This is a genomic window from Flagellimonas flava, from assembly GCF_050617915.1.
Lineage (GTDB): Bacteria > Bacteroidota > Bacteroidia > Flavobacteriales > Flavobacteriaceae > Flagellimonas > Flagellimonas flava_A.
Window position 1 is genome coordinate 470,851 of the sequence record NZ_JBODQE010000002.1, and the last position, 20,537, is coordinate 491,387.

Consider the following 20,537-nt stretch of genomic DNA (forward strand, 5'->3'; position numbering starts at 1 on the left):
GTCTTATTACCAAAAAATTGCAGAAAAAAATACCAAAACACCAATATTACATACCATGGTCACGGATAAATCATCAGCAATAATCAACAAACTTAGAAAGGTAAGTACAGCCACTATTGCAACCTGTTTATTTAAAAAAGGGCTGAAAAATCAATTCATTCAAGGAGTGCAACCTCTAAAAAAAGGGAAGTCAACCATGGCCGGTACAGCCTATACTCTAAGGTACATTCCCGCACGAGAGGATTTAAATCCAATTGAGGTATTCAAAAATCCTGAACACCCACAACGGGTTGCAGTTGAGGAGTGCCCCAAGGGTTCTGTACTCGTCATTGACAGTCGCAAGGATGCGCGTGCTGCTTCGGCAGGCTCCATTTTGGTAACCCGGCTCATGCAAAGAGGTGCTGAAGGTATTGTTACCGATGGTGGGTTTCGGGACTCGGCCGAAATAGCGGCCTTGGATTTCCCAGCCTTCCACAAAACTCCTTCTGCGCCCACCAATTTAACACTTCACCAAGCCATTGCCATCAATGAACCTATTGGTTGTGGAGACGTGGCCGTATTCCCGGGTGATTTCATTGTTGGGGATGATGATGGTGTCATCGTTATTCCGTACAACATTGCGGGAACAGTAGCAGAGGAATGCCTGCAAATGACCCTCTACGAAGAATTTGTAATGGAGAAGGTCAATCAGGGAAGCCCAATAATCGGACTTTATCCCCTAACTGATGAAAATCTTAAGATGGAATACGAGCAGTGGAAAAATAGGAATTAGTAAAATTTGCCGCAATAGATTTACCAAATAAGTTATTGAACAAAGGGGGACAACATCGTTTTGAAGTCTAAAAATTGTTTTGACGCAATACCATATAAAATTATGTTGCTACCTTGTAACCGATGAATCTTGCAAAACCCTTATCCTTTTTGGTTGTGGCGCTCTGCATGGGCTGCGCGAAAGAAAACAAAGTCAAAAATGAAGTTGAAAAACCCAACATAATTGTCATTTTAACCGATGACCAAGGCTGGGGGGATTTGAGCATTCATGGCAACACCAATCTTTCCACTCCCCATATAGATTCCCTAGCAATTGCAGGGGCGGTTTTTGATAATTTTTATGTGCAACCTGTCTGTTCCCCTACTCGCGCAGAGCTTTTAACGGGCATGTACTTTCCAAGATTGGGAGTGTATTCTACTTCTGCCGGGGGCGAGCGAATGGACACATCTTTCCCCACTGTTGCAGACTTTTTTCGAAAATCTGGATATGCTACTGCCGCCTATGGTAAATGGCACAATGGAATGCAGCCACCTTATCATCCCAATAGTAGGGGTTTTGAGGACTTTTATGGTTTTTGTTCCGGTCATTGGGGGAATTATTTTAGCCCCATGTTGGAACACAATGGGGAGATTGTAAAAGGTGAGGTGTTCCTTGTGGACGACTTTGTAAACCAAGGTATAGACTTTATTTCTAAGCATCAAGAACAACCTTTTCTGCTGTATCTCCCGCTGAACACTCCCCATAGTCCAATGCAGGTTCCAGATGTCTTTTGGAACAAATTCGCCGATCGGGAATTGCAAAAGAGATACCAAAATGAAAGCGAGGAAGATCTACAATTTACCAAAGCAGCTTTGGCCATGGTAGAGAACATTGATTGGAACGTAGGTAGACTGACCTCTTATCTAAAACAAAAAGGATTGGATAAAAACACCATTGTTGTCTTTATGTCTGATAATGGACCCAACGGATGGCGATGGAATGGTGGGCTGAGAGGCAAAAAGGGTTCCACGGATGAAGGCGGTGTGAAATCCCCCTTCTTTATCAAATGGCCAGCTGCCATTGACCCAGGACAACATTTTGAACAACTTATGGGGTCGGTGGATTTACTTCCTACCTTGCTTGGGTTGGCTTCTTTGGAATCACCGATAGACCTGGGCTTTGATGGTCAGGATTTCAGCAGTCTTATTAGAGGACAAGGACAGCAGGTAAAGGATAGGGCCATCTTTAACCATTGGAACAATAAAACTAGCGTGCGCACCCAAAGCTATCGCTTGGATTCTGAGAATAGGTTGTACAACATCGTCACTGATCCAGGGCAGACAACGGATGTATCCCTTTCTCAATCCAATCTAAGAGACTCCTTGATAACCCTAAAAAACAAGTGGATTGAAGAGGTGGCAAGCACAGAAAGGGGTAATCAACCTTTTACCTTAGGGCATCCTGATTTTAAACTGACCCAACTACCTGCAAGGGATGGCGATGCCCATGGAAACATCAAACGAAGCAACAGATGGCCCAATGACTCCTTTTTCACCAATTGGAAAAGTATTCAGGATTCCATAACCTGGGATATTGAGGTATTAGAGAAAGGTACTTTTGAGGCTATCCTGTATTACACCTGTGAGGAACAAAACATTGGAGCGGAATTGGAATTGGGATTTAAAGACGCTGCTATCAAAAAAAGCGTGGATAAACCGAATTCACCTCCTCTGATTGGAGCCGAAAATGACCGTTACCCCAGAATGGAATCGTATGTTAAAGACTTCGTACCTATTTCACTAGGTGAAATTCATCTGGAACAAGGAAAAGGTACTCTTGTATTGAAGGCGACCGATATTCCAGGAGATGAGGTTATAGATTTCAGGTTGCTCCAATTTATAAGACTAGATGAGTAACGGTACTGTTTTGAGGTATTTCCAAAAACAACAAAACCCCTAGAAAAACTAGAGGTTTTAGTGGTCGGGGTGGCAGACTGAGATAACACATCTTACCACGTTGACCTTCAATATTTTAACCTGCTAATTCCAAACTGTACACCGTATTGCAAATTTTAACACAAATAGATGTAAATTGGTATAATCTTTAATGGATTAAATATACTAAAATTAATTGGGCTTTTCTCTTTTGAACACTTAACTCATATAATCTTTCCAAGTGACCAAAACGAATAAAATGTACACCCATGTAGCAACAAATACTTTTAAAACCACTAAAAATCCATTAGATTAGAGGTGTTAACAAAATATAAACAAACAAATTAGTTTGTTCATCCTTAATTTAGCAGTCAGGTAAAACCAATCAACATTTTCCATTTTTTACATCTTGAATGCCTTCAATAAGCATTTTCTTAACTCGCTTGAATTGTTTGATTTTAGAGTCAATTTCAATGATTTTAACTTGCAAAGCTTGAATTTTCTTTTCTTCTGATAATTGATTGTTAAACCATTCTTCCAATAAATTCTTTATTTCCGATAAGGTAAAGCCAATTTCCTTCGCTTCCTTAATTAATTGAATCTTTTCAATCAGACTTTCATCGTATTGTTTGTAATTATTTGTCTTAACTGTTTTATCAGTTTCACCCTTAAACAACCCATAATTTTCATAGTACCGCAGAGTATGAACTGATACACCTGTCCGTTTCGCTAACTCACTTATTAACATATCCTGATGATTTGTGGAAAAAAATTTTAAGCATAGACCATACTCTATACTTGTAGGTTTCAAATTTAAGACAGATATTTGGATTTTCAACAAAAAATATTCATATGAACAGATTAACAGACTTAAAATTTCTATTTACAGCTGTCGCCATATTGGAGTTTTTCTACTTCGCAGCCGCTATGCTACCGCCTTCATTAATTCCATTAGCAACAGGTTGGAATTTATCCCCAGACGGACATTGGATTGCCAAATTAATCGGATTGTCTCTTGGAACAATGGGATATATGGCTTGGATTTTCAGAAAAAAGCCTCATTTAGGCGTTGCAAAGGGACTTGCGTTTTACCAAATGGCGAGTGCAACTATGGATTGGGTTATGTGGTTGGTAATGAAAGATGAAGGCATTTTCAATAACTCATTGGCTGAAACAACAGTAATTGCAGCAATTGTTTCTCATTACTTTTTCGGTATTCTACTTATTGTCGCCATAAAAAAAGTAAAAACGGATGGATAGTATCGCAACTTACTTCAACGGTGAAAAATTTCAATGCACGATTGGTGCTATTGCTTCGATGATATTAATTGCTTCATCAATCTTTTTTCTTTTTCAGCAAAAGGCCTTTCTAAAAGGGATGGCTTATGCTATAATCCCTTTATCAATTCTGTTATCTATCATTTGCATTGGAGTGATTTTGAGAGCTTCAACAGACATTGAACGAGTTACTACTTTTTATAGAAATACGCCTCAAAATATCCAAGTTGAAGAAATACCAAGAATGGAGAAGGTAATGAAGAGCTTCAAAATTATAAAAAAAGTTGAAATAGCATTTTTTATAATTGGCTTGGCTTTGACTATTATCTTTTTGCGTAATGAACTAATTAAAGGTGTTGCAGTCGGGCTAATAATAATGAGCGTTTCTCTTTACACCTTTGACTATATAGCAGAATCAAGGGGAGAAGCTTATATTAAATTCTTAAAATCCTTGCGAATTGAGGCTGAAAAGACAGAAATCTGAACCGCTAACAATTTATATAAAAAATAGGCGAAACAGTACTAAGTTCAAACGTTTTGGCTCGCATCGAACTTTGTGCCTAACCGAAAGTTTCGTGCTTCGAAATCGCCTACTTTTCATATACTAACCTCAGTACATCTCCATCGACCAGCTTCGAGCCAAAACGACAATACATCGAAAGCTAAAAGCAATTCGGCTATGTAATTTACATTCCCAATAACACAAAATACAACAAGGGTACGTCCGCTAAGCGGACACCTTGACCAACTATTGAGAAATCTATAAGGATGTCAGATATCCGCACAATAGTTGAAGGATTTTGCTATATTTCCGTAGAAATCACAGCACTACGTTTAGCGCTGTAGATGCATTGCATTCGCGTATGAGACGAAAAGACATGATACATTTTTATGAATTTGTAGATGGCAATCCACTCTTCAAGCAGTTTAAAGTAGACGATTTATTATTTACGGCCTACGACTGCCCTATAGAAGGTTCGCCCGTTGATTACTGGATAAAAACCAATTATTTCTGTTATGTCTTTGTGGGTGGCGGCCGTTGGAAAACACCACACGAAGAGTACATTATTAAAGCTGGTGATGCTGCATTTCTTAAAAAAGGAGCACATAGAGTCTATAAAATTCTTAACGGTGATTTCTGCGCATTACTCATTATGGTGCCCGACGAATTTATCGCTTCGGTTATGAAAAACGAATGCGGAATGAACCATAGCACAAATATTGCTGGGCATACCGATTCAGTAATTCCTCTAAACCTGGACAAGACATTAAAAGACTATTTTGATACCATACTAGGCTATTTTTCGTTAGAGTCAGCACCCTCTAAAAGTCTTTTGACCATAAAGTTTAAAGAACTCATTGTAAACATTGCCACAAGTGGACATAATCCTTTGGCCACAAGCTACTTTAGAGATTTAAATACAAACGGAAAGAGAAGTTTAAAATCTATTATGGAAGAACATTTCATGTTCAATCTAAAACTAAAAGAACTTGCCAAAATCAGCGGGCGCAGCCTAGCGACATTTAACCGTGACTTCTTTAAGATATATAAAATGACACCAGCAAAATGGCTAAAGAAAAAGAGAGTCGAATACGGAAAGTTTTTATTGGAAACTTCGGATAAAAACATCAACGAAATTGCTTTGGATATTGGTTTTGAAAACACCTCCCATTTCATCAAATGTTTTAGAGAACATTACAAACATCCACCATTACGATATAAAAGATTGTTGGAAGAAAAGGCAGTCATAGCGTGACGTTTTTAGAACATTTTTTGAGTTTTTTAGAATATAATTTCAATATGAAGCAAGCTAACTTGTTGTAAACTTTAAAAATATCACATCATGAAGTTTACATATTTTACCCTAATTGGTTTGTTGGCAATGCTTACATTTCAAAACTGTAAATCTCAAGAAGTAAAAATTGAAGATTACAATGCCAGCTTAGCATCAGACTTTAACAAACAAATAATTGAAACAGCAATAGCCGAGGACAATTTACTTACTATGAAGGGTGTACGTTCGGCTTCAATGGCACATGTGGCCATGCATGACGCACTTAACAGCATTGTGCCCAAATATCGACATTATGCATACCGCACTCAATCGCCAGATGCAAATCCAATATCTGCCGCGGCGTATGCAGCCTATTCGGTAGCCATAAATCAATATCCAGATAAAAAAGAAACCTTCAAAAAAATTCTGGAAAAACATATTTCAAATATTCAAGATTCCGAAAGCAAAATCAAGGGCAAAACATTGGGTGAAGCCGCAGCAGATGCCATCTTACAAAAACGAGAGGGCGATAAATGGAACGGCCAGGCAGATTATACATTTCATCCAATGGCACCTGGTGTCTATGCTGAATTTAACGAACACAGTGGCACACCAGAAGGTTTTATTTTCGGTGCAGGACTTGCCGCTATAAAGCCATTCTTGTTGACCAATTATGACCATTTTAAAGCACCACCACCACCGAAAATCAATAGTGAAGCCTACACCAAGGCCTTTAATGAGGTGAAGGAATTAGGTAGATTTGATAGTAAAACCAGAACAAAAGACCAATCCCATTTGGCGATGTGGTGGAAAGAATTTGGCGAAAGCTCGCACAACAACCTGTTACGCGACTTAATAAAAAAGGAAAACCCAAACCTTTGGGATGCTACACGCAGTTTTGCTTTGATGAATATGGTAATATTCGATGGATATGTTAATGTGTTTTACAATAAGTTCCATTATAACCATTGGCGACCATATACTGCTATTCGCTGGGCAGCCAATGATGGAAATGATAGCACAGAACCAGACGAAGAATGGAACAATCTGCACAAACACACCTATCCTTTTCCATCTTATCCATCGGCTCATGGAACAGCAAGTACGGCTGCCATGACAGTTTTAGCCAATACGTTTGGAAAAGGTGATAACTACAAATTTACGATGGTTCAAAAAGAAGTAGACAGCGCCGGGTTTTTCTCTGGACGCATGAAAATGGACCCTCCGACACGAAGCTTCAGTAGTTTTTCCGAGGCGGGTCTAGAAGCATCCATGTCTAGAGTTTATCTAGGTATTCATTTTAGATATGATTCCGAAGAGGGTAACAAGTTGGGTGCTCAAATTGGAAATTATGCTTCTGATAATTTTTTGAAGCCTCTTTAATTGCACGGTGTTATTTGTGAATTTTAAAGATACTCGACAGGCTGCTTTTTCATAGATGCTAAAAATAATTGCTTGGTCTGTGCTTACTCGGAAAATCCGAAGGGTTTTCTTCTTGCTAGGTTTTGTTTGCTAAATTAGTCTCTTAACTACGCAACTATTCTTATACTAGACCGAATTGGAAAAACACTAACTTCAGTACATCACCATCTAAGGGCTTCGAGCCAAAACGAAAACACATTTAGGGCTAAAAGCAATTTTGAAAAAGAATTACCATCTCTGTCACTTTTCATAAAATTCACAGTCATTAAACAAAAAATTTAAAACTGATAGATATGAAAACCTTCTTTTGTTTACTTATTAATTTATTAATCCTTACTAGTTGCTCTAGTCAATCCGGAAAAGATAAAAAGTTTTTGGAGGAAAGAATCTCTAGAATCGAAAATGGTCTTCAATCTAATCTACAAATACAATATGGTGATAGCATAAGTATGCAATATTACAATATCGAAGAACGAATGAAAGAATTAGGTATTTCTGGAGCAAGTATTGCTGTGCTAAATAATGGAGTTATTGAATGGGCTAAAGGTTACGGAGTAGCTGATAGTTTAGAAAATCGAAAAGTAACCACTAAAACATTATTCCAAGCAGGTTCAATTAGTAAGCCAGTTGCAGCAACTAGGGCACTTCAATTGGCGGAACAGGATTTGATTGATTTAGATCTGAGCGTAAACACGTATTTATCTAGTTGGAAATTGCCAGATAACAAGTTTACAGAAAAAGAAGAAGTGACTACTCGAAGAATCTTAAATCACACAGCAGGGTTAAATATTGGAGGGTTTCTAGGCTATAAAAAAGGTGAAACAATACCTAGCACCCCTGAAATTTTAGATGGAAAAGGAAATACAGATTCGGTTCGTGTATATAAAGAACCTGGTACAAGCTGGAGGTACTCAGGTGGAGGATATACTATTATGCAACATATGATTACTGATATTGATCAAAAGCAATTTTCGGAAGTCATGATGAAAAATGTGCTAAAGCCTTTAGGAATGCAGTCCAGCACATTTGAAAATCCACTACCAGAAGAATATCATAGTATCGCTGCAACGGGTTACAATTTTGATGGAACTCAAGTAGAAGGTAAATGGTGGATCTATCCAGAGATGGCAGCCGCTGGACTTTGGACAACGCCATCTGAATTATTGTTATGGGGAAAAGAAATTCAGCAAACATTACAAACGCAAAAAGATGGATTGTTACAGGCAAAAACAGTAAATGAAATGCTTACTGCTAATGACGACGATCAAGGACTTGGTCCTTATGTACTGAAACATACTTTTGGACATGGTGGAGCTGACGAAGGATTTCGCGCTGATTTTACAGCTTGGAAAAAGACTCCCAATGCGGTTGTGATTATGGTTAATTCTCAAAGAGGGAATATCATCATAAAAGAAATTTTATTGAGTATAGCTCAAGAATACAACTTACAAGGAATTCAACCTAGAACCAGAGTATTTGAAGAGCAATCAAAGAAGGAACTTGAGCGTTATACAGGTAAATATCGCTTCCCTGAGAATGGCGATGCTAAAATTGTAGTTAAGGGAAATGGGTTAGAATTTACAGGAGAAATATTCTCTACACCCATATTCTTATTACCAGAAACTGATAGTACTTTCTTTAATAAAGATTCAGGAACGCGTTATACATTTCAATTTGAAGGGAATTCAGTAGTTAGTGTGAAATTTTCACGATTTAAAGCCAAAAAAATTCAATAAATGTTAATTTATAGATAACAAAGGCTAAAATGAATTGCAGAAAACTAAACTCAGTACATTACCATCGACGGGCATCGAGCCAAAACTGACAAGAACGGCGTGCTACCTGCCGGCAGGCAGGAAAGTAATATGGCACTGTGGTTGTGTGTAATTAAACCTTTCTGGAATAGATAAGTCTAAAGTAAAAAAAGCTTATGTCAAAAATCCTGAAATTTACAATCGCATCCTTGTTAATTGTTTCATCCTGTCAAAAAGACGACAGTGTTACAGTTATAGAAACAACTATTTCAAACAACAAATATTCAGGTATAATCTGCCTGGCGGAAAATGCTCAGGCATCACCTTCAATAGCATTTAATATGCCTTATATAGATGGTGTCAAACTACGCCTTGGTTGGAGAAATGTAGAACCTGTAAATAATCAATTTGATTGGACTTTGATAGATGCTTACGTTGCAGAAGCTCAAACGTTAAACAAACAGCTAAGTATCAGTATAGCAGGAGGGGTCGCATCACCTCAATGGCTTATTGATTTGCTAGATTCTAACGATTTCGTAGAAGTACGAGGAAATATAGTGCCCAATCTTTGGAACGAAACCTATCTAACTGAATATATGGAACTTATTGAAGCATTTGGAAATAGATATGCAAATGATGAAGCTGTATCTCATATAACCATATCTGGAATTGGTTTTTCAAATGAACCCGTAATTCCTCCACCATATGGAACAGAAGTTTTAGAAGTCTGGTCTTTAGCCGCCAACCAAATTATTGAAACATACATCAATAGTTTTGATAACAAACCACTTACACTACCTATACATACGCAAATTCCAAATCAGGATACTTGGCTTTTCTTTAAAGAAAACGTTTTAGAATTAATGTATCAAAAGTCTGAAACTATTGGTTTAGAATATCACGGACTTGATGCTACTGCATCCCCAACTGAAGGAACTATTGCGGATAATTATTACAATGAAATAAAACAAATTTCTCATTCACGTCATACAGGTTATCAATTTGTATGTTCCACTATATCGAATCCGGTATGTGACCCTTCTTGGGTAAGCGGTTCTTCAAACAATACCGATAATTTATTACAAAAAACTTTAGAAGCTGGAATAGCTAATGGTGCAGATTTTATTGAAGTCTATGCCAATGATTGTTCAGATCCAATAAACTTAGATCTATTTAAATCAATATCAGAAATTTTAAAAGAGTAATAACTACAAACAAAATTGGCTACAATCCATTGCGGTATTTTTGGTTAACTTGAACCTTGGAACAATCAATCGGCTATATTCCGAACGGACAATTTCCTCACAGAAATGTCCACAATGGAATCGTAGCCAAGACCGTTCTGAGCAATTAAAAGAAAATATATTGAGCTACAAATACATCAGTTTTAACGAATTTGGAGGCCCTGAGGTATTGCGCGTAGAAACAGAGGAAAGACTTCCAGAACCCAATCAAGATGAGGTAAGGATTAAAGTGCAAGCGACTAGCATCAACTTTACTGACACGTTAATCCGCAGAGGTATTTATCCTGATGTAAAAAAGAAGCCTCCCATTACGCCAGGTTATGACATGGTTGGAGTTGTAGACAAACTAGGTGCTACAGTTACTGATTTTAAATTAGGCCAAAAAGTGGCAGAACTGACCGTAATCGGTGCTTACTCAGAATATATTGTTCTACCTGCCAAGCAACTAGTTGCCGTACCAGAAAATGTGAATTCGGCAGAGGCAGTCTCAATGATTCTTTCATATGTGACGGCTTACCAAATGCTAACTCGGTCAGTTAAACTTAAAGAAGGAAGCAAAATTCTTATTCACGGAGCTGGAGGAGCAGTTGGTAGTGCCTTACTACAAATTGGCTCTATCTTAAAGCTGAAAATGTACGGAACTGCATCAGTGAACCAGCATGACATCTTAAAAGAGTTAGGCTGTAAACCAATTGACTATAAGTCTGAAGATTTTGTTCAGGTAGTCACGGATTTGGAACCAAATGGCCTTGATGCAGTATTTGACCCATTTGGTGGAGACCACTTTAAACGTTCTATCAAAACACTTGACAAAAAGGGGAAACTAGTAGCTTTTGGTGCGTACAATGCAAAAACAAAAATGGACTTGATAAAGAGTTTTTTACGTGTTCAAATTTGGAATTTCACGCCTTGGATGCCTTCTACCAATTTCTACTCTATTGGTTCATGGCATAAAAAGCATCATGATTGGTTTGAAAGTGACTTAAAAAAGCTTTTTAAACTTCTTTCGGAAAAGAAACTAAAGCCCCTTGTCTCCAAAACCATCAAATTAGAGGATGCAAAAGAAGCACACGAACTAATTGAAAAAAGAGGATTGAAGGGGAAACTAATTATACAAATGGAAAATTAAAAAAACTGCTTACTATAATGGCTGTATAAAATAGGTCGGATAGCGGTTTTTGCAAATTTCAGGTTCTCAGCGAACTTTCTCTCGGTGGACAAAGTTGTAGCCTTAAAATAATCTACTTATTATAGCCGGAACGTTAAAGTCAATTAGCTAGCCCACTTTGTGGTCGTCGTATGTTCGCTTCGTTGGGAACACCTGCGGTTAACCTTAATCTGCGCAACTGCGTTGCAACGCATCTTAAAGTAAATCGACTCGAACTACAGCGCTAAACCAAATTACAAAACATCACATTTCCCTAAAAACAATCACCTTTAGGCAGGCATCGAGCCAAAACTTACAAGAACGGCATGCTAAAAGTTATTTGGCACTGTAATTTATACTCCCAATAACGCTAAATCCAACAAGGGTACGTGCGCCATGCGGACTCCTTGACGAACTATTGAGCGAATCTATAAGGATGTCCCATATCCGCTCAATAGTTAATGGATTTTGCTATATTTCCGTAAAAATCACAGCACTTCGTTTAGCGCTGTAGTAGTATAACATTGAATCATGACTAATCTACAAATTCTTCAAACTGCTTTAAAAGATTTCGCAGGTATGTCGGAAGAAGCTTTTAGCTTGTCTTCAAACTACTGGCATGAAAAATCCTTTAAAAAAGGGGAGCTCTTCAACGACTATAAGAATGTTTGCAAAGAACTTGGATTTGTAATAAGTGGCATATTTCGCTCGTACATTATTGATTATAAATCAGGGGAAGAAAAGAATGTATTCTTCTTTTCTCAAAAGGGAATAGTAACAGCCTATAAAAGCTTTATAAAGCAAATTCCCTGTGAATACTATACTGAAGCCTTAACAGATGCCCATATTGTTTGTATTAACATTTTTGATCTCCAAAATCTCTACAGAAAATCACACGAATGGGAACGATTTGGACGATTAACTGCAGAGATGGCAGCAAATATTGTCATTGAGCGAACAGAAAGCTTCTTGCTGAAATCTCCCGAAGAGCGTTATCTAGAACTTATCAAAACACATCCTGAACTCAACAAAAATGTTCCTTTATTTCATATCTCCTCTTATTTGGGCATTCAAGGCCCATCCTTGAGCAGAATAAGAAAAAGAATCGCAGGCAAATAGCGATTTTAACTTGGGTTAAAGAAATCCTCTATCTCGTTTTTGAACTTTGCCTTGTAATCAAAAAAAGGCAATATGAAAAAAGTAGGTCTTTTATTTCTGATTGGTCTATTGACCGCCTTAACAACCTTTTCACAAACAAAAACAGATAGTACAATGAAAGAATCAATTAATTCAAAGACAATCGTGTTCATACACGGACTATTCCTAAACAATAAAAGCTGGACTGAATGGGAAACTTTCTTTAAAGAAAAAGGATATACCACTTATACACCTGCTTATCCAGGTCATGAGGGAACCCCTTCAGAACTAAGAAAAAATGCGCCAGATAGTTTAGGGAATGTCTCCTTTACTGATGTAGTCAAAAAAATGGAAGCATTTATAAAAACCTTACCCGAGAAACCTACCGTTATAGGTCACTCTATGGGAGGTTTAGTAGCTCAGAAGCTAATCGAAAAGGATTTAGCAGAAGCAGCAATAATCATTAGTAGTGCACCTCCTAAAGGAGTAATTACCTTAAGGTTCAGCTTTGCTAAGTCAAATCTGGGTTTACTCAATCCCTTCAGAGGCAACTCCATACATTACCCTACCAAAAAATGGTTTCATTACGCATTTACCAACACATTATCTAGAGAAGAATCGGATAGCATCTTCGACAGATACGTAGTACCTGAGAGTAGAAATATTCCTCGAGAAACGTTGAAAAAAGCTGGAAAAATCCATTTTAAAAAACCGCATGTACCAATGCTGTTTGTATCCGGAAAAGAAGACCATATCATTCCTGCATCTTTAAACAAGAAAAACTTCAAGCGATACAAAGATGAAAACAGTCTAAAAGAACATAAAATTTTTGAAGGACGTGATCATTTTATTGCCGGAGAAGATGGATGGGAAGAAGTTGCTAACTATATTTATAACTGGTTAGAATAAACGATATACAAATTTTATAGTGCATACCCTTCGGGATACTCACCATACACAAACCGTTGAATTTCATAACCTGTGGGGCGGGGTTTTTGAGCATCAAAAACAGAGCAATGCAGGTCGGCATAGCCGAATGAAATTCAACGGCGTGCTAAAAGTAATTTAGCACTGTAGTTAGCAAATATATTTTGCTGTTTAAAAGCTTTTAGTCAAATAAGAATTTTCTTTATCTCTGAGCGAGCGAAACTTCGTTTCGTGCTGCAAGCCCCAAAGCTTACCAAACTTCATCCTATCTTTTTGCGAGGTAAATCATAGTTCTTGTTTAAGTGATTCCTTCAAACTTTCCAAATCACTTTGCTCCATATCCAGTTTAAAGTATGCTTTACCAAATCTTGGTTTTTCCAACTTCACTTGGTACAAAATCTTTAATATCCTGGTTCGTTCATTTTTCCAGTTCTCTTTGAGGATATAGTTGTCATACTGGGTTATTCTATTTTGTTTTAAGGATTGCTCAAACATTCTCTTTTCAAACTCCAAACTCTCCTTTCTGTCCTTTTCTTCATTCTCAGCGTATTCAAACAATTTCTTGAGCTTATTATGAGTTGGTTTTAATTGTTCCCGCTCCATTCTTCGTAGCAGTTCTTCTATATAATCAAATCGTTTGTTCAATCGATGCTCAAATCCCATATGGTCCATCAAATATTTGTTCTTTGGGGAGATATTCGCCCCCTCAAAGAAGTCCATCATCAGTTCCAAGGTAAGGGTATGCGACTTGGATATCTTCTTTGAAAACTCCCGATATCTTCCAGCTGTTATCCGATTGATGCTTATCGCCGAGAAATCACTTTTTTTCTTCTTTCCCTCTTCCATTACAGTAATGTTTTTGAGGTTTTATAGGGTCCCACAGGTTTTTTACTGTGTTTTTGTTGCAAAAAATATTTGCATACTATTTTCAATTCATTGAAAATCAATGGTTTGAACAACGTAACATCGCTTTAGCGTGTTACCCTCTTGCTTTACAAACTTTATCCGCTGCGCTACTAAATTTTGTAAACTTTGTTCAGTGCCTTTCATTGAAAAAGTAGGTCGCGCCCTATCCGATTTTTTCTTCACGCTTATCTTTCCGAACACTAAAAAAGTCGGACAGGGACCATGCGTTTTTAGTTTTGGTAAGATTTGGGGGCTGCGCTTCTTTCTAGCTTATTCTTGTTCTTTAATTTCTCCATCAACTCTTGCATATCCTCCCCTACTTTCTTCTGTACCACTCTTGCATAGATTTGGGTCGTGGATAGCTTTGTATGTCCTAAAAGCTTTGAAACTGTCTCTATGGGCACGCCATTGGACAACGTTACCGTTGTGGCGAATGTATGCCGTGCGACGTGAAAGGTTATATTCTTATGGATATCACAAGTTTTGGCGATTTCCTTAAGATTCTTATTTGTCTTTTGGTTACTTAACACTGGAAGTAATTCTCCTGTCAGTTGCATTCCTTCCTTGTACTTCTCCAAGATTTCTTTGGCTTTTGGCAATAATGGAATTTTGACCGTTTCATTTGTTTTAGCTCTTTTGGTAGATATCCACTGATGGCCATCTATCCCTATCAAAACTTGGTCGGGCTTTAGTTCTTTGATATCAATGTATGAGAGTCCTGTATAACAACTGAACAAGAAGACATCCTTTACGGTTTCCAGACCTCTGGTCATAAAAGAAGTGTCTTCCAATCGCTGAAGTTCTCTTTCTGTTAGATAATCCCTCTCGTTTTTAATGAATCGGAGCTTATAGTTTCTAAATGGGTCTTTTTCCAGCCATTCCATTCTTAGGGAAAGATTGATGATTTTTCGCAACCGTTCCATATGTTTCATTACACCGTTATTGGTACAGGTCTTTCTTGTCCTCTTGGGCTTATAGGTCCTGATATAGTTTTCAAAGTTCACGATGAACTTATAGTTCAGCTGTACCAAATAAATATTATTGGTCTTTAGTTTTTCCTGTAGATACTCTTTTAAGTACTTCTCCGTGGAAAAGTAATTTTTTAACGTTCCTGGTTTAAGCTCGTTGTTGATATTCTTGTTGTGATATGCTACTGCCTGCATCAGACCCATTCGTTCTTCGTCTTCCCCGAAGTACCTTAGCTTGATTCCTTTGGCCGTGATAAGCTTCCTTTCCGAGTGCAATTGCTTGTGGGCATTGAGGACTTCGGCATATACGTCATCCAGATAACTGTTGAACAAAATCAGGTTTTCACTGGTTTCTTTGGCCCTGCACCTGAAAATGTCCCAATTGCACACCGCAATGTCACGTTTGATACTGAATTCCGCGCGTTCTTTGTTGACCGTGATCCGAACATAGATGTCCAATCTTTCGGGGTTGCTTCTTTTTTTTCTAGTGAAGAAAATCACTCCTAATGTGCTGTCCGTACGCATATCTTAAAGTCTTTTAGTTAAACAATTATTGTTCAAAGACTACATCTAAATTGCTCTAAATGGTACTTAAAGTTAGCACATATTGTATACAGTTTTGTACACCGAATTGCACACCTAAAAGGTGGTTTTAAACGATATCAAATGATTGCAGAAAAAATGAAAAACCCTGCTAATCAATAAATTAGCAGGGTAATGAAGACCGCCAAAAGGCGGTTCGTCGGGGTGGCAGGATTCGAACCTGCGACCTCCTGCTCCCAAAGCAGGCGCGATAACCGGGCTACGCTACACCCCGAAAAACGACATAAATGTCAAAGTCCTAAATTTCAATTTCCAGAATCCAAACAGCCTTAAAAATAGACCGGGAACCGGGCGGAGTTTATACCGTGCTTGACACGGCAATACACTCCGAGATGTTTATGAATAAGAAAAAGCGGAGAGACTGGGACTCGAACCCAGGCGACAGTTACCCGCCGACAGATTAGCAATCTGCTCCGTTACCACTCCGGCACCTCTCCTAACATTTTATTATGAACATGCACTCTGAAAATGCGGACCTGCCCGACATAGCGAACCATGTCATTCAGGCGGGTGCAAATGTACCCTTTCATCCGTAAGATCGCAACTATTTTTTTATTTTTTTAAAGCCAACTTATTAGATTACTATTTTACTCGGGATACTCCACCCGTAGATGATAAATATTGGTCAATTTTTGCTTCAAAACTTTCTTCACCATCTCAATCTCCTTAAGAGTGATGTTTGCATTCAAAAACTGGTTGGCTTGCATTTGTCCCCGTACTATTTTCTCCACAAAATCATCAATCATCATAAAAGTGGGGTTCTTTAGACTTTTGGAAGCGGCTTCCACAGCATCCGACATCATCAAAATAGCTGTTTCCTTGGAGAAGGGAATAGGTCCAGGGTACCTAAAATTGACTTCATCTACCTCTTCTTCCAATTCTTGTTGTTTTTTGAAGAAATAGAACACCAATGTGGTTCCGTGATGGGTTCTTAGAAAGTCTATCACCCGGTCTGGCAACTTGTTTTTTCTAGCGATCTCAATACCCTTGATTACATGATCAATGATAATTTTTGCGCTTTCTTTTGGTGGTAAATCATCATGTGGGTTAACATTGGTAATCTGATTTTCGGTAAAATAGGTCGGGTTTTCCATTTTGCCTATATCATGATACAAGGCTCCTACCCTAACCAACATGGCATTGGCCCCAATCTCGTTTGCAGCTGCTTCGGCCAAATTTGCTACCTGCAAGGAATGATGGAAAGTACCAGGCGCTTTATTCGAAAGTTCCTTTAGTAATTTGGAGTTGGTATCGGAAAGTTCCAAAAGGGAGACATCCGAGATCAATCCAAAGATTTTTTCGTAGATATAAATTAAGGGTTGGGCAAAAAGTGTCAACAATCCGTTCAAGATAAATATCCCAAACAACGTCCATTCGATATTCTCTAAATTACCCTCGTGAATGGTATGGAATGCAAAATACCCAATGATGTAAATCAAGGTAATCTGTCCCACTGAAATAAAAAGATTGGCCCGCTTGTAAAGTTCCGATGCAGTAAGTATGGTGACAATACCAGCGATGGTCTGTAAAAAGATGTATTCAAAGCTGTTTGGTACCACAAAACCCAAAATTAGAACCGTAAGTACATGGACAAACAGCCCCAATCGTGCATCAAAAAAGTTCTTAAGTACCAAGGGGAGGATACAAAGCGGCACCACGAACACATAGCTTTCGTTGTTCTTGACCATCAAGGTTGTAGCCAGCACCATCAACAAGATGTTCACGAAAATGAAGGTAACCTTGTTGTTATTCTTAAAAATCTCAACCCTATACCTTTTTAAGAACAGGAAAAGCATTATCAGCACTAGGGCCACCAAAATGGTATACCCCAAGAGAATGAAATAAAAATTGGTACCCCTCCAAAGTTCCGACTCATATTCCGCTTTCAAAGAATCCAGAATTTTGAAGTTTTCAGCTTCAACCACCTCACCTTTGGCAATGATCAACCTTCCTTCCGAAACCTCCCCTCTGGTAAACGAAATTTTGGAAAGTTCATCCTCCAATGCCCTATCGGTAAGAGCTTCGTCATACGCAACGTTGGCTTCCAACGCATTGTTTATGACCTCCATCAGATTATCATCTCCTGCCAACTGCAATTGGGAAAGTAGCCTCGATATCAAATTCCGGGCCTTAGTAATATCCAGGTGGTTGTTGCTCATTACTGTACGAGCCTCGTTGTTTTTAACCACTCGAACGGTACTGGACTCTGGTAATTCTTGGAAAATGCCTAGGTCATAAACGCTGTCAATAATTTGGGAAGCCCAATTCTGGAGGGCGTTTTGCTGTCTAACGGAAAAGGTAGTCCCGTTAAAGGATTCTTGTAGTTGCTGTGCTACTTTATCCTTGATTCCCTCTGGAATAACAGCATCATAGGAATAATAATCCGTTTTATGGTCTCGTAGGGATTGCTGCTCCTGAGCAATTTCTTCAGTAGTTTTTTTTATTGAAAAATCAATGGGGGCATAAAGGTTTTCGTACTGCCAAGGTTTTCCCTTTTGAAATTCATACTTGAACTTACCTCCCTTAGGAAAGAAAAATACGATCAAGGCCACGGAGACCAGATAAAGAAAGTACTTGTAAGCAAGTGATTGATGCTTGTAAACGTTGTCCAAAGTTTTTCCCATTCTCCTTGCTCTTGCCTCAAAAATAGAAAATAATAATAAGAAGTTGGATCATGCTTTGCGCATAGACCTTTGCATTTAATTTTAGTATTTTCGCATCAATAAAAATACGTTTATGAATAAAGTTGTCATTGTTGCCGCTGCCCGAACACCCATTGGAAGTTTTATGGGAGCACTTTCCACTATTCCTGCTCCTAAATTAGGTGCGGTTGCCATTAAAGGAGCTCTGGGTAAAATAGGTCTGAAACCCGAAATGGTCGAGGAAGTTTTGATGGGAAATGTGGTGCAAGCGGGAACGGGACAAGCACCTGCCCGACAAGCCGCTATATACGCTGGCATTCCGGATTCCGTACCCTGTACCACCGTAAATAAAGTGTGTGCTTCAGGTATGAAGGCCATTATGCAGGGAGCCCAGTCCATTGCGTTGGGTGAAAATTCCATTGTAGTGGCAGGTGGCATGGAAAATATGAGTTTGATTCCACATTATGCGTATATGCGGACAGGCCAGAAATTTGGGCCTGCAAGTTTTGTTGATGGGATGCAAAAGGATGGATTGGTTGATGCGTATGACCAGAATGCCATGGGAGTCTGCGCTGATGCCTGCGCAGTGGAACATGATTTTAGCCGTGAAGACCAGGATGCTTTTGCGATTCAATCTTATGAACGCTCCGCTGCCGCATGGAAGGCCGGTAAGTTTGATGATGAAGTAGTACCCGTTGAAGTGCCTCAACGAAGGGGAGAACCTATTGTGGTGCAGGAGGATGAGGAGTACAAGAACGTAAAAATGGAAAAGATTCCTGCCCTGAGACCTGCTTTTACCAAGGAAGGTACCGTAACAGCAGCCAATGCATCCACCATAAATGATGGGGCAGCCGCGGTGGTTCTTATGAGTGCGGAGAAGGCTGCAGAATTAAATTTGACGCCTCTTGCTACAATCAAGGCCTATGCGGATGCGGCACAGGAACCGGAATGGTTCACAACTGCTCCCGCAAAGGCATTGCCCAAAGCTCTTGCCCGTGCTGGAGTAGGTATCGAGGATATTGACTTTTTTGAGGTAAACGAGGCCTTCTCTGTGGTAGGCTTGGCCAATATGAAACTCTTGGGTCTTGACGATTCCAAAGTAAATGTCAATGGGGGTGCGGTTTCGCTCGGTCATCCCTTGGGTTGTTCCGGTGCAAGAATCACCATTACCTTGCTGAACGTTCTGAAACAAAACAACGCCCAGCTCGGAGCAGCGGGTATTTGCAATGGTGGTGGTGGCGCCTCTGCCATTATATTGGAAAGAGCATAACATCCTCAAGAAGGCCTGCACATGCAATATGGAATCTGCCACCTCAGTATTGTTCCCATTAGGGTGAACCCTGAAGATAGCACTGAAATGGTATCCCAACTACTTTATGGGGAGCATTTCAAGGTTTTGGAAAGCAGGAAAAGGTGGTGTAAAATCCGTGTAGCTTACGATAAATACGAAGGTTGGATTGCCAACAACCAATTCACCTTAATTTCTGAAGAGGATTATAAGGGATTGGATAATAGTTCCCAAAATCTAGCGGCAGACATTGTTTCCCATATATGTACCTCAGAGGGAATGCTGCTGCCCATTGTAATGGGTTCGGTTATTTCTGTGGCAAATGTATTGGGGCACACTTTTGAGGGCCATGCCATCGAAAGTCAACAAGCAAAATCGAATTTGGTGGACACTGCGCTGCTTTATTTGAACACCCCCTATTTATGGGGAGGTAAAACTCCTTTTGGAATTGACTGTTCCGGTTTTACACAAATGGTCTACAAAATCAACGGATATAGTCTAAAACGGAATGCTGAGCAGCAATCCCAACAAGGAGAGGCTCTCAGCTTTATTGAAGAAAGTGAGCCCGGGGATTTGGCCTTTTTTGACAACAATGAAGGTGTTATAGATCATGTGGGAATCATACTCAAGGACAACTACATCATTCACACGCATGGGCATGTGCGAATAGATCGTTTGGATCATACTGGTATTTTTAACACTGATGAAAAAATCTATACCCATAAACTCAGGGTCATAAAGAAAATCATATAAAAAAAAGC

Annotated in this window: 17 protein-coding genes and 2 tRNA genes; 13 read left to right on the forward strand and 6 right to left on the reverse strand. The window is 38.9% G+C overall.

The features are described 5' to 3' along the window. The first annotated feature begins 55 nt into the window (after positions 1-55). A complete protein-coding gene (locus ACRHOZ_RS07815; protein WP_431124248.1) occupies positions 56-772 on the forward strand; it encodes a ribonuclease activity regulator RraA in 717 nt (238 codons plus the stop codon). Positions 773-894: 122 nt separating this feature from the next. Further along, complete coding sequence (locus ACRHOZ_RS07820) at positions 895-2,667, forward strand: arylsulfatase (RefSeq protein WP_431124251.1); 1,773 nt, start codon at positions 895-897, stop codon at positions 2,665-2,667. 403 nt (positions 2,668-3,070) lie between these two features. Here ACRHOZ_RS07820 and ACRHOZ_RS07825 read toward each other — a convergent pair whose 3' ends face one another. Next, positions 3,071-3,433, reverse strand: a complete 363-nt coding sequence (locus tag ACRHOZ_RS07825; protein ID WP_431124254.1) for a MerR family transcriptional regulator — start codon at positions 3,431-3,433, stop codon at positions 3,071-3,073. A gap of 104 nt (positions 3,434-3,537) precedes the next feature. On the opposite strand from ACRHOZ_RS07825, the gene ACRHOZ_RS07830 reads away from it, so the two are divergent. The 9 genes from ACRHOZ_RS07830 (at position 3,538) to ACRHOZ_RS07870 (ending at position 13,351) form a co-directional block, all read left to right on the forward strand. Further along, complete coding sequence (locus ACRHOZ_RS07830; RefSeq protein ID WP_431124257.1) at positions 3,538-3,945, forward strand: hypothetical protein; 408 nt, start codon at positions 3,538-3,540, stop codon at positions 3,943-3,945. After that, positions 3,938-4,447 (forward strand): hypothetical protein, encoded by a 510-nt coding sequence (locus ACRHOZ_RS07835; protein WP_431124260.1) that lies wholly within the window; start codon positions 3,938-3,940, stop codon positions 4,445-4,447. The genes ACRHOZ_RS07830 and ACRHOZ_RS07835 overlap by 8 nt, the downstream gene beginning before the upstream one ends. Positions 4,448-4,826: 379 nt before the next feature. Beyond that, entirely contained in the window at positions 4,827-5,720 is an 894-nt protein-coding gene (locus tag ACRHOZ_RS07840) for a helix-turn-helix domain-containing protein (protein WP_431124262.1), read from the forward strand. 87 nt (positions 5,721-5,807) lie between these two features. Continuing rightward, entirely contained in the window at positions 5,808-7,121 is a 1,314-nt protein-coding gene (locus ACRHOZ_RS07845) for a vanadium-dependent haloperoxidase (RefSeq protein ID WP_431124265.1), read from the forward strand. 332 nt (positions 7,122-7,453) lie between these two features. Beyond that, positions 7,454-8,896 (forward strand): serine hydrolase, encoded by a 1,443-nt coding sequence (locus ACRHOZ_RS07850; RefSeq protein WP_431124268.1) that lies wholly within the window; start codon positions 7,454-7,456, stop codon positions 8,894-8,896. A 194-nt stretch (positions 8,897-9,090) separates the two neighbouring features. Continuing rightward, positions 9,091-10,119, forward strand: a complete 1,029-nt coding sequence (locus ACRHOZ_RS07855) for a hypothetical protein (protein ID WP_431124271.1) — start codon at positions 9,091-9,093, stop codon at positions 10,117-10,119. Between the two features lie 160 nt (positions 10,120-10,279). Beyond that, complete coding sequence (locus ACRHOZ_RS07860; protein WP_431124274.1) at positions 10,280-11,287, forward strand: medium chain dehydrogenase/reductase family protein; 1,008 nt, start codon at positions 10,280-10,282, stop codon at positions 11,285-11,287. A gap of 549 nt (positions 11,288-11,836) precedes the next feature. After that, entirely contained in the window at positions 11,837-12,424 is a 588-nt protein-coding gene (locus ACRHOZ_RS07865; protein ID WP_431124276.1) for a Crp/Fnr family transcriptional regulator, read from the forward strand. Positions 12,425-12,496: 72 nt separating this feature from the next. Continuing rightward, the gene (locus ACRHOZ_RS07870) at positions 12,497-13,351 is read left to right on the forward strand and encodes an alpha/beta hydrolase (RefSeq protein WP_431124279.1); all 855 of its coding nucleotides are present in this window, start codon (positions 12,497-12,499) and stop codon (positions 13,349-13,351) included. 303 nt (positions 13,352-13,654) lie between these two features. On the opposite strand, the gene ACRHOZ_RS07875 is transcribed toward ACRHOZ_RS07870, so the two are convergent. The 5 genes from ACRHOZ_RS07875 to ACRHOZ_RS07895 form a co-directional block, all read right to left on the reverse strand. Continuing rightward, entirely contained in the window at positions 13,655-14,215 is a 561-nt protein-coding gene (locus ACRHOZ_RS07875; protein WP_431124283.1) for a BfmA/BtgA family mobilization protein, read from the reverse strand. Positions 14,216-14,505: 290 nt separating this feature from the next. Continuing rightward, on the reverse strand, positions 14,506-15,768 hold the full coding sequence (locus tag ACRHOZ_RS07880; RefSeq protein WP_431124286.1) for a site-specific integrase: 1,263 nt from the start codon (positions 15,766-15,768) through the stop codon (positions 14,506-14,508). A 217-nt stretch (positions 15,769-15,985) separates the two neighbouring features. Next, positions 15,986-16,060, reverse strand: a tRNA-Pro gene (locus ACRHOZ_RS07885). Between the two features lie 139 nt (positions 16,061-16,199). After that, a tRNA-Ser gene (locus ACRHOZ_RS07890) sits at positions 16,200-16,283 on the reverse strand. 150 nt (positions 16,284-16,433) lie between these two features. Beyond that, positions 16,434-18,470 carry an HD family phosphohydrolase gene (locus tag ACRHOZ_RS07895; RefSeq protein ID WP_431124289.1) on the reverse strand — a complete coding sequence of 679 codons (2,037 nt, stop codon included), beginning with the start codon at positions 18,468-18,470 and terminating at the stop codon, positions 16,434-16,436. Between the two features lie 112 nt (positions 18,471-18,582). Here ACRHOZ_RS07895 and ACRHOZ_RS07900 point away from each other — a divergent pair, with 112 nt between their 5' ends. Together ACRHOZ_RS07900 and ACRHOZ_RS07905 are read left to right on the forward strand one after the other, a co-directional pair. Further along, complete coding sequence (locus ACRHOZ_RS07900; protein ID WP_431124292.1) at positions 18,583-19,758, forward strand: acetyl-CoA C-acyltransferase; 1,176 nt, start codon at positions 18,583-18,585, stop codon at positions 19,756-19,758. 21 nt (positions 19,759-19,779) lie between these two features. Beyond that, complete coding sequence (locus tag ACRHOZ_RS07905; protein WP_431124295.1) at positions 19,780-20,529, forward strand: NlpC/P60 family protein; 750 nt, start codon at positions 19,780-19,782, stop codon at positions 20,527-20,529. The last annotated feature ends 8 nt before the right edge of the window (positions 20,530-20,537 follow it).

Excerpts from the sequence above, each read along its gene's own strand:
- ACRHOZ_RS07815 (WP_431124248.1), top strand. The coding sequence starts at position 56 with ATGGTCACGGATAAATCATCAGCAATAATCAACAAACTTAGAAAGGTA.
- ACRHOZ_RS07820 (WP_431124251.1), top strand. The coding sequence starts at position 895 with ATGAATCTTGCAAAACCCTTATCCTTTTTGGTTGTGGCGCTCTGCATG.
- ACRHOZ_RS07825 (WP_431124254.1), bottom strand. The coding sequence starts at position 3,433 with ATGTTAATAAGTGAGTTAGCGAAACGGACAGGTGTATCAGTTCATACT.
- ACRHOZ_RS07830 (WP_431124257.1), top strand. The coding sequence starts at position 3,538 with ATGAACAGATTAACAGACTTAAAATTTCTATTTACAGCTGTCGCCATA.
- ACRHOZ_RS07835 (WP_431124260.1), top strand. The coding sequence starts at position 3,938 with ATGGATAGTATCGCAACTTACTTCAACGGTGAAAAATTTCAATGCACG.
- ACRHOZ_RS07840 (WP_431124262.1), top strand. The coding sequence starts at position 4,827 with ATGAGACGAAAAGACATGATACATTTTTATGAATTTGTAGATGGCAAT.
- ACRHOZ_RS07845 (WP_431124265.1), top strand. The coding sequence starts at position 5,808 with ATGAAGTTTACATATTTTACCCTAATTGGTTTGTTGGCAATGCTTACA.
- ACRHOZ_RS07850 (WP_431124268.1), top strand. The coding sequence starts at position 7,454 with ATGAAAACCTTCTTTTGTTTACTTATTAATTTATTAATCCTTACTAGT.
- ACRHOZ_RS07855 (WP_431124271.1), top strand. The coding sequence starts at position 9,091 with ATGTCAAAAATCCTGAAATTTACAATCGCATCCTTGTTAATTGTTTCA.
- ACRHOZ_RS07865 (WP_431124276.1), top strand. The coding sequence starts at position 11,837 with ATGACTAATCTACAAATTCTTCAAACTGCTTTAAAAGATTTCGCAGGT.
- ACRHOZ_RS07870 (WP_431124279.1), top strand. The coding sequence starts at position 12,497 with ATGAAAAAAGTAGGTCTTTTATTTCTGATTGGTCTATTGACCGCCTTA.
- ACRHOZ_RS07875 (WP_431124283.1), bottom strand. The coding sequence starts at position 14,215 with ATGGAAGAGGGAAAGAAGAAAAAAAGTGATTTCTCGGCGATAAGCATC.
- ACRHOZ_RS07880 (WP_431124286.1), bottom strand. The coding sequence starts at position 15,768 with ATGCGTACGGACAGCACATTAGGAGTGATTTTCTTCACTAGAAAAAAA.
- ACRHOZ_RS07895 (WP_431124289.1), bottom strand. The coding sequence starts at position 18,470 with ATGGGAAAAACTTTGGACAACGTTTACAAGCATCAATCACTTGCTTAC.
- ACRHOZ_RS07900 (WP_431124292.1), top strand. The coding sequence starts at position 18,583 with ATGAATAAAGTTGTCATTGTTGCCGCTGCCCGAACACCCATTGGAAGT.
- ACRHOZ_RS07905 (WP_431124295.1), top strand. The coding sequence starts at position 19,780 with ATGCAATATGGAATCTGCCACCTCAGTATTGTTCCCATTAGGGTGAAC.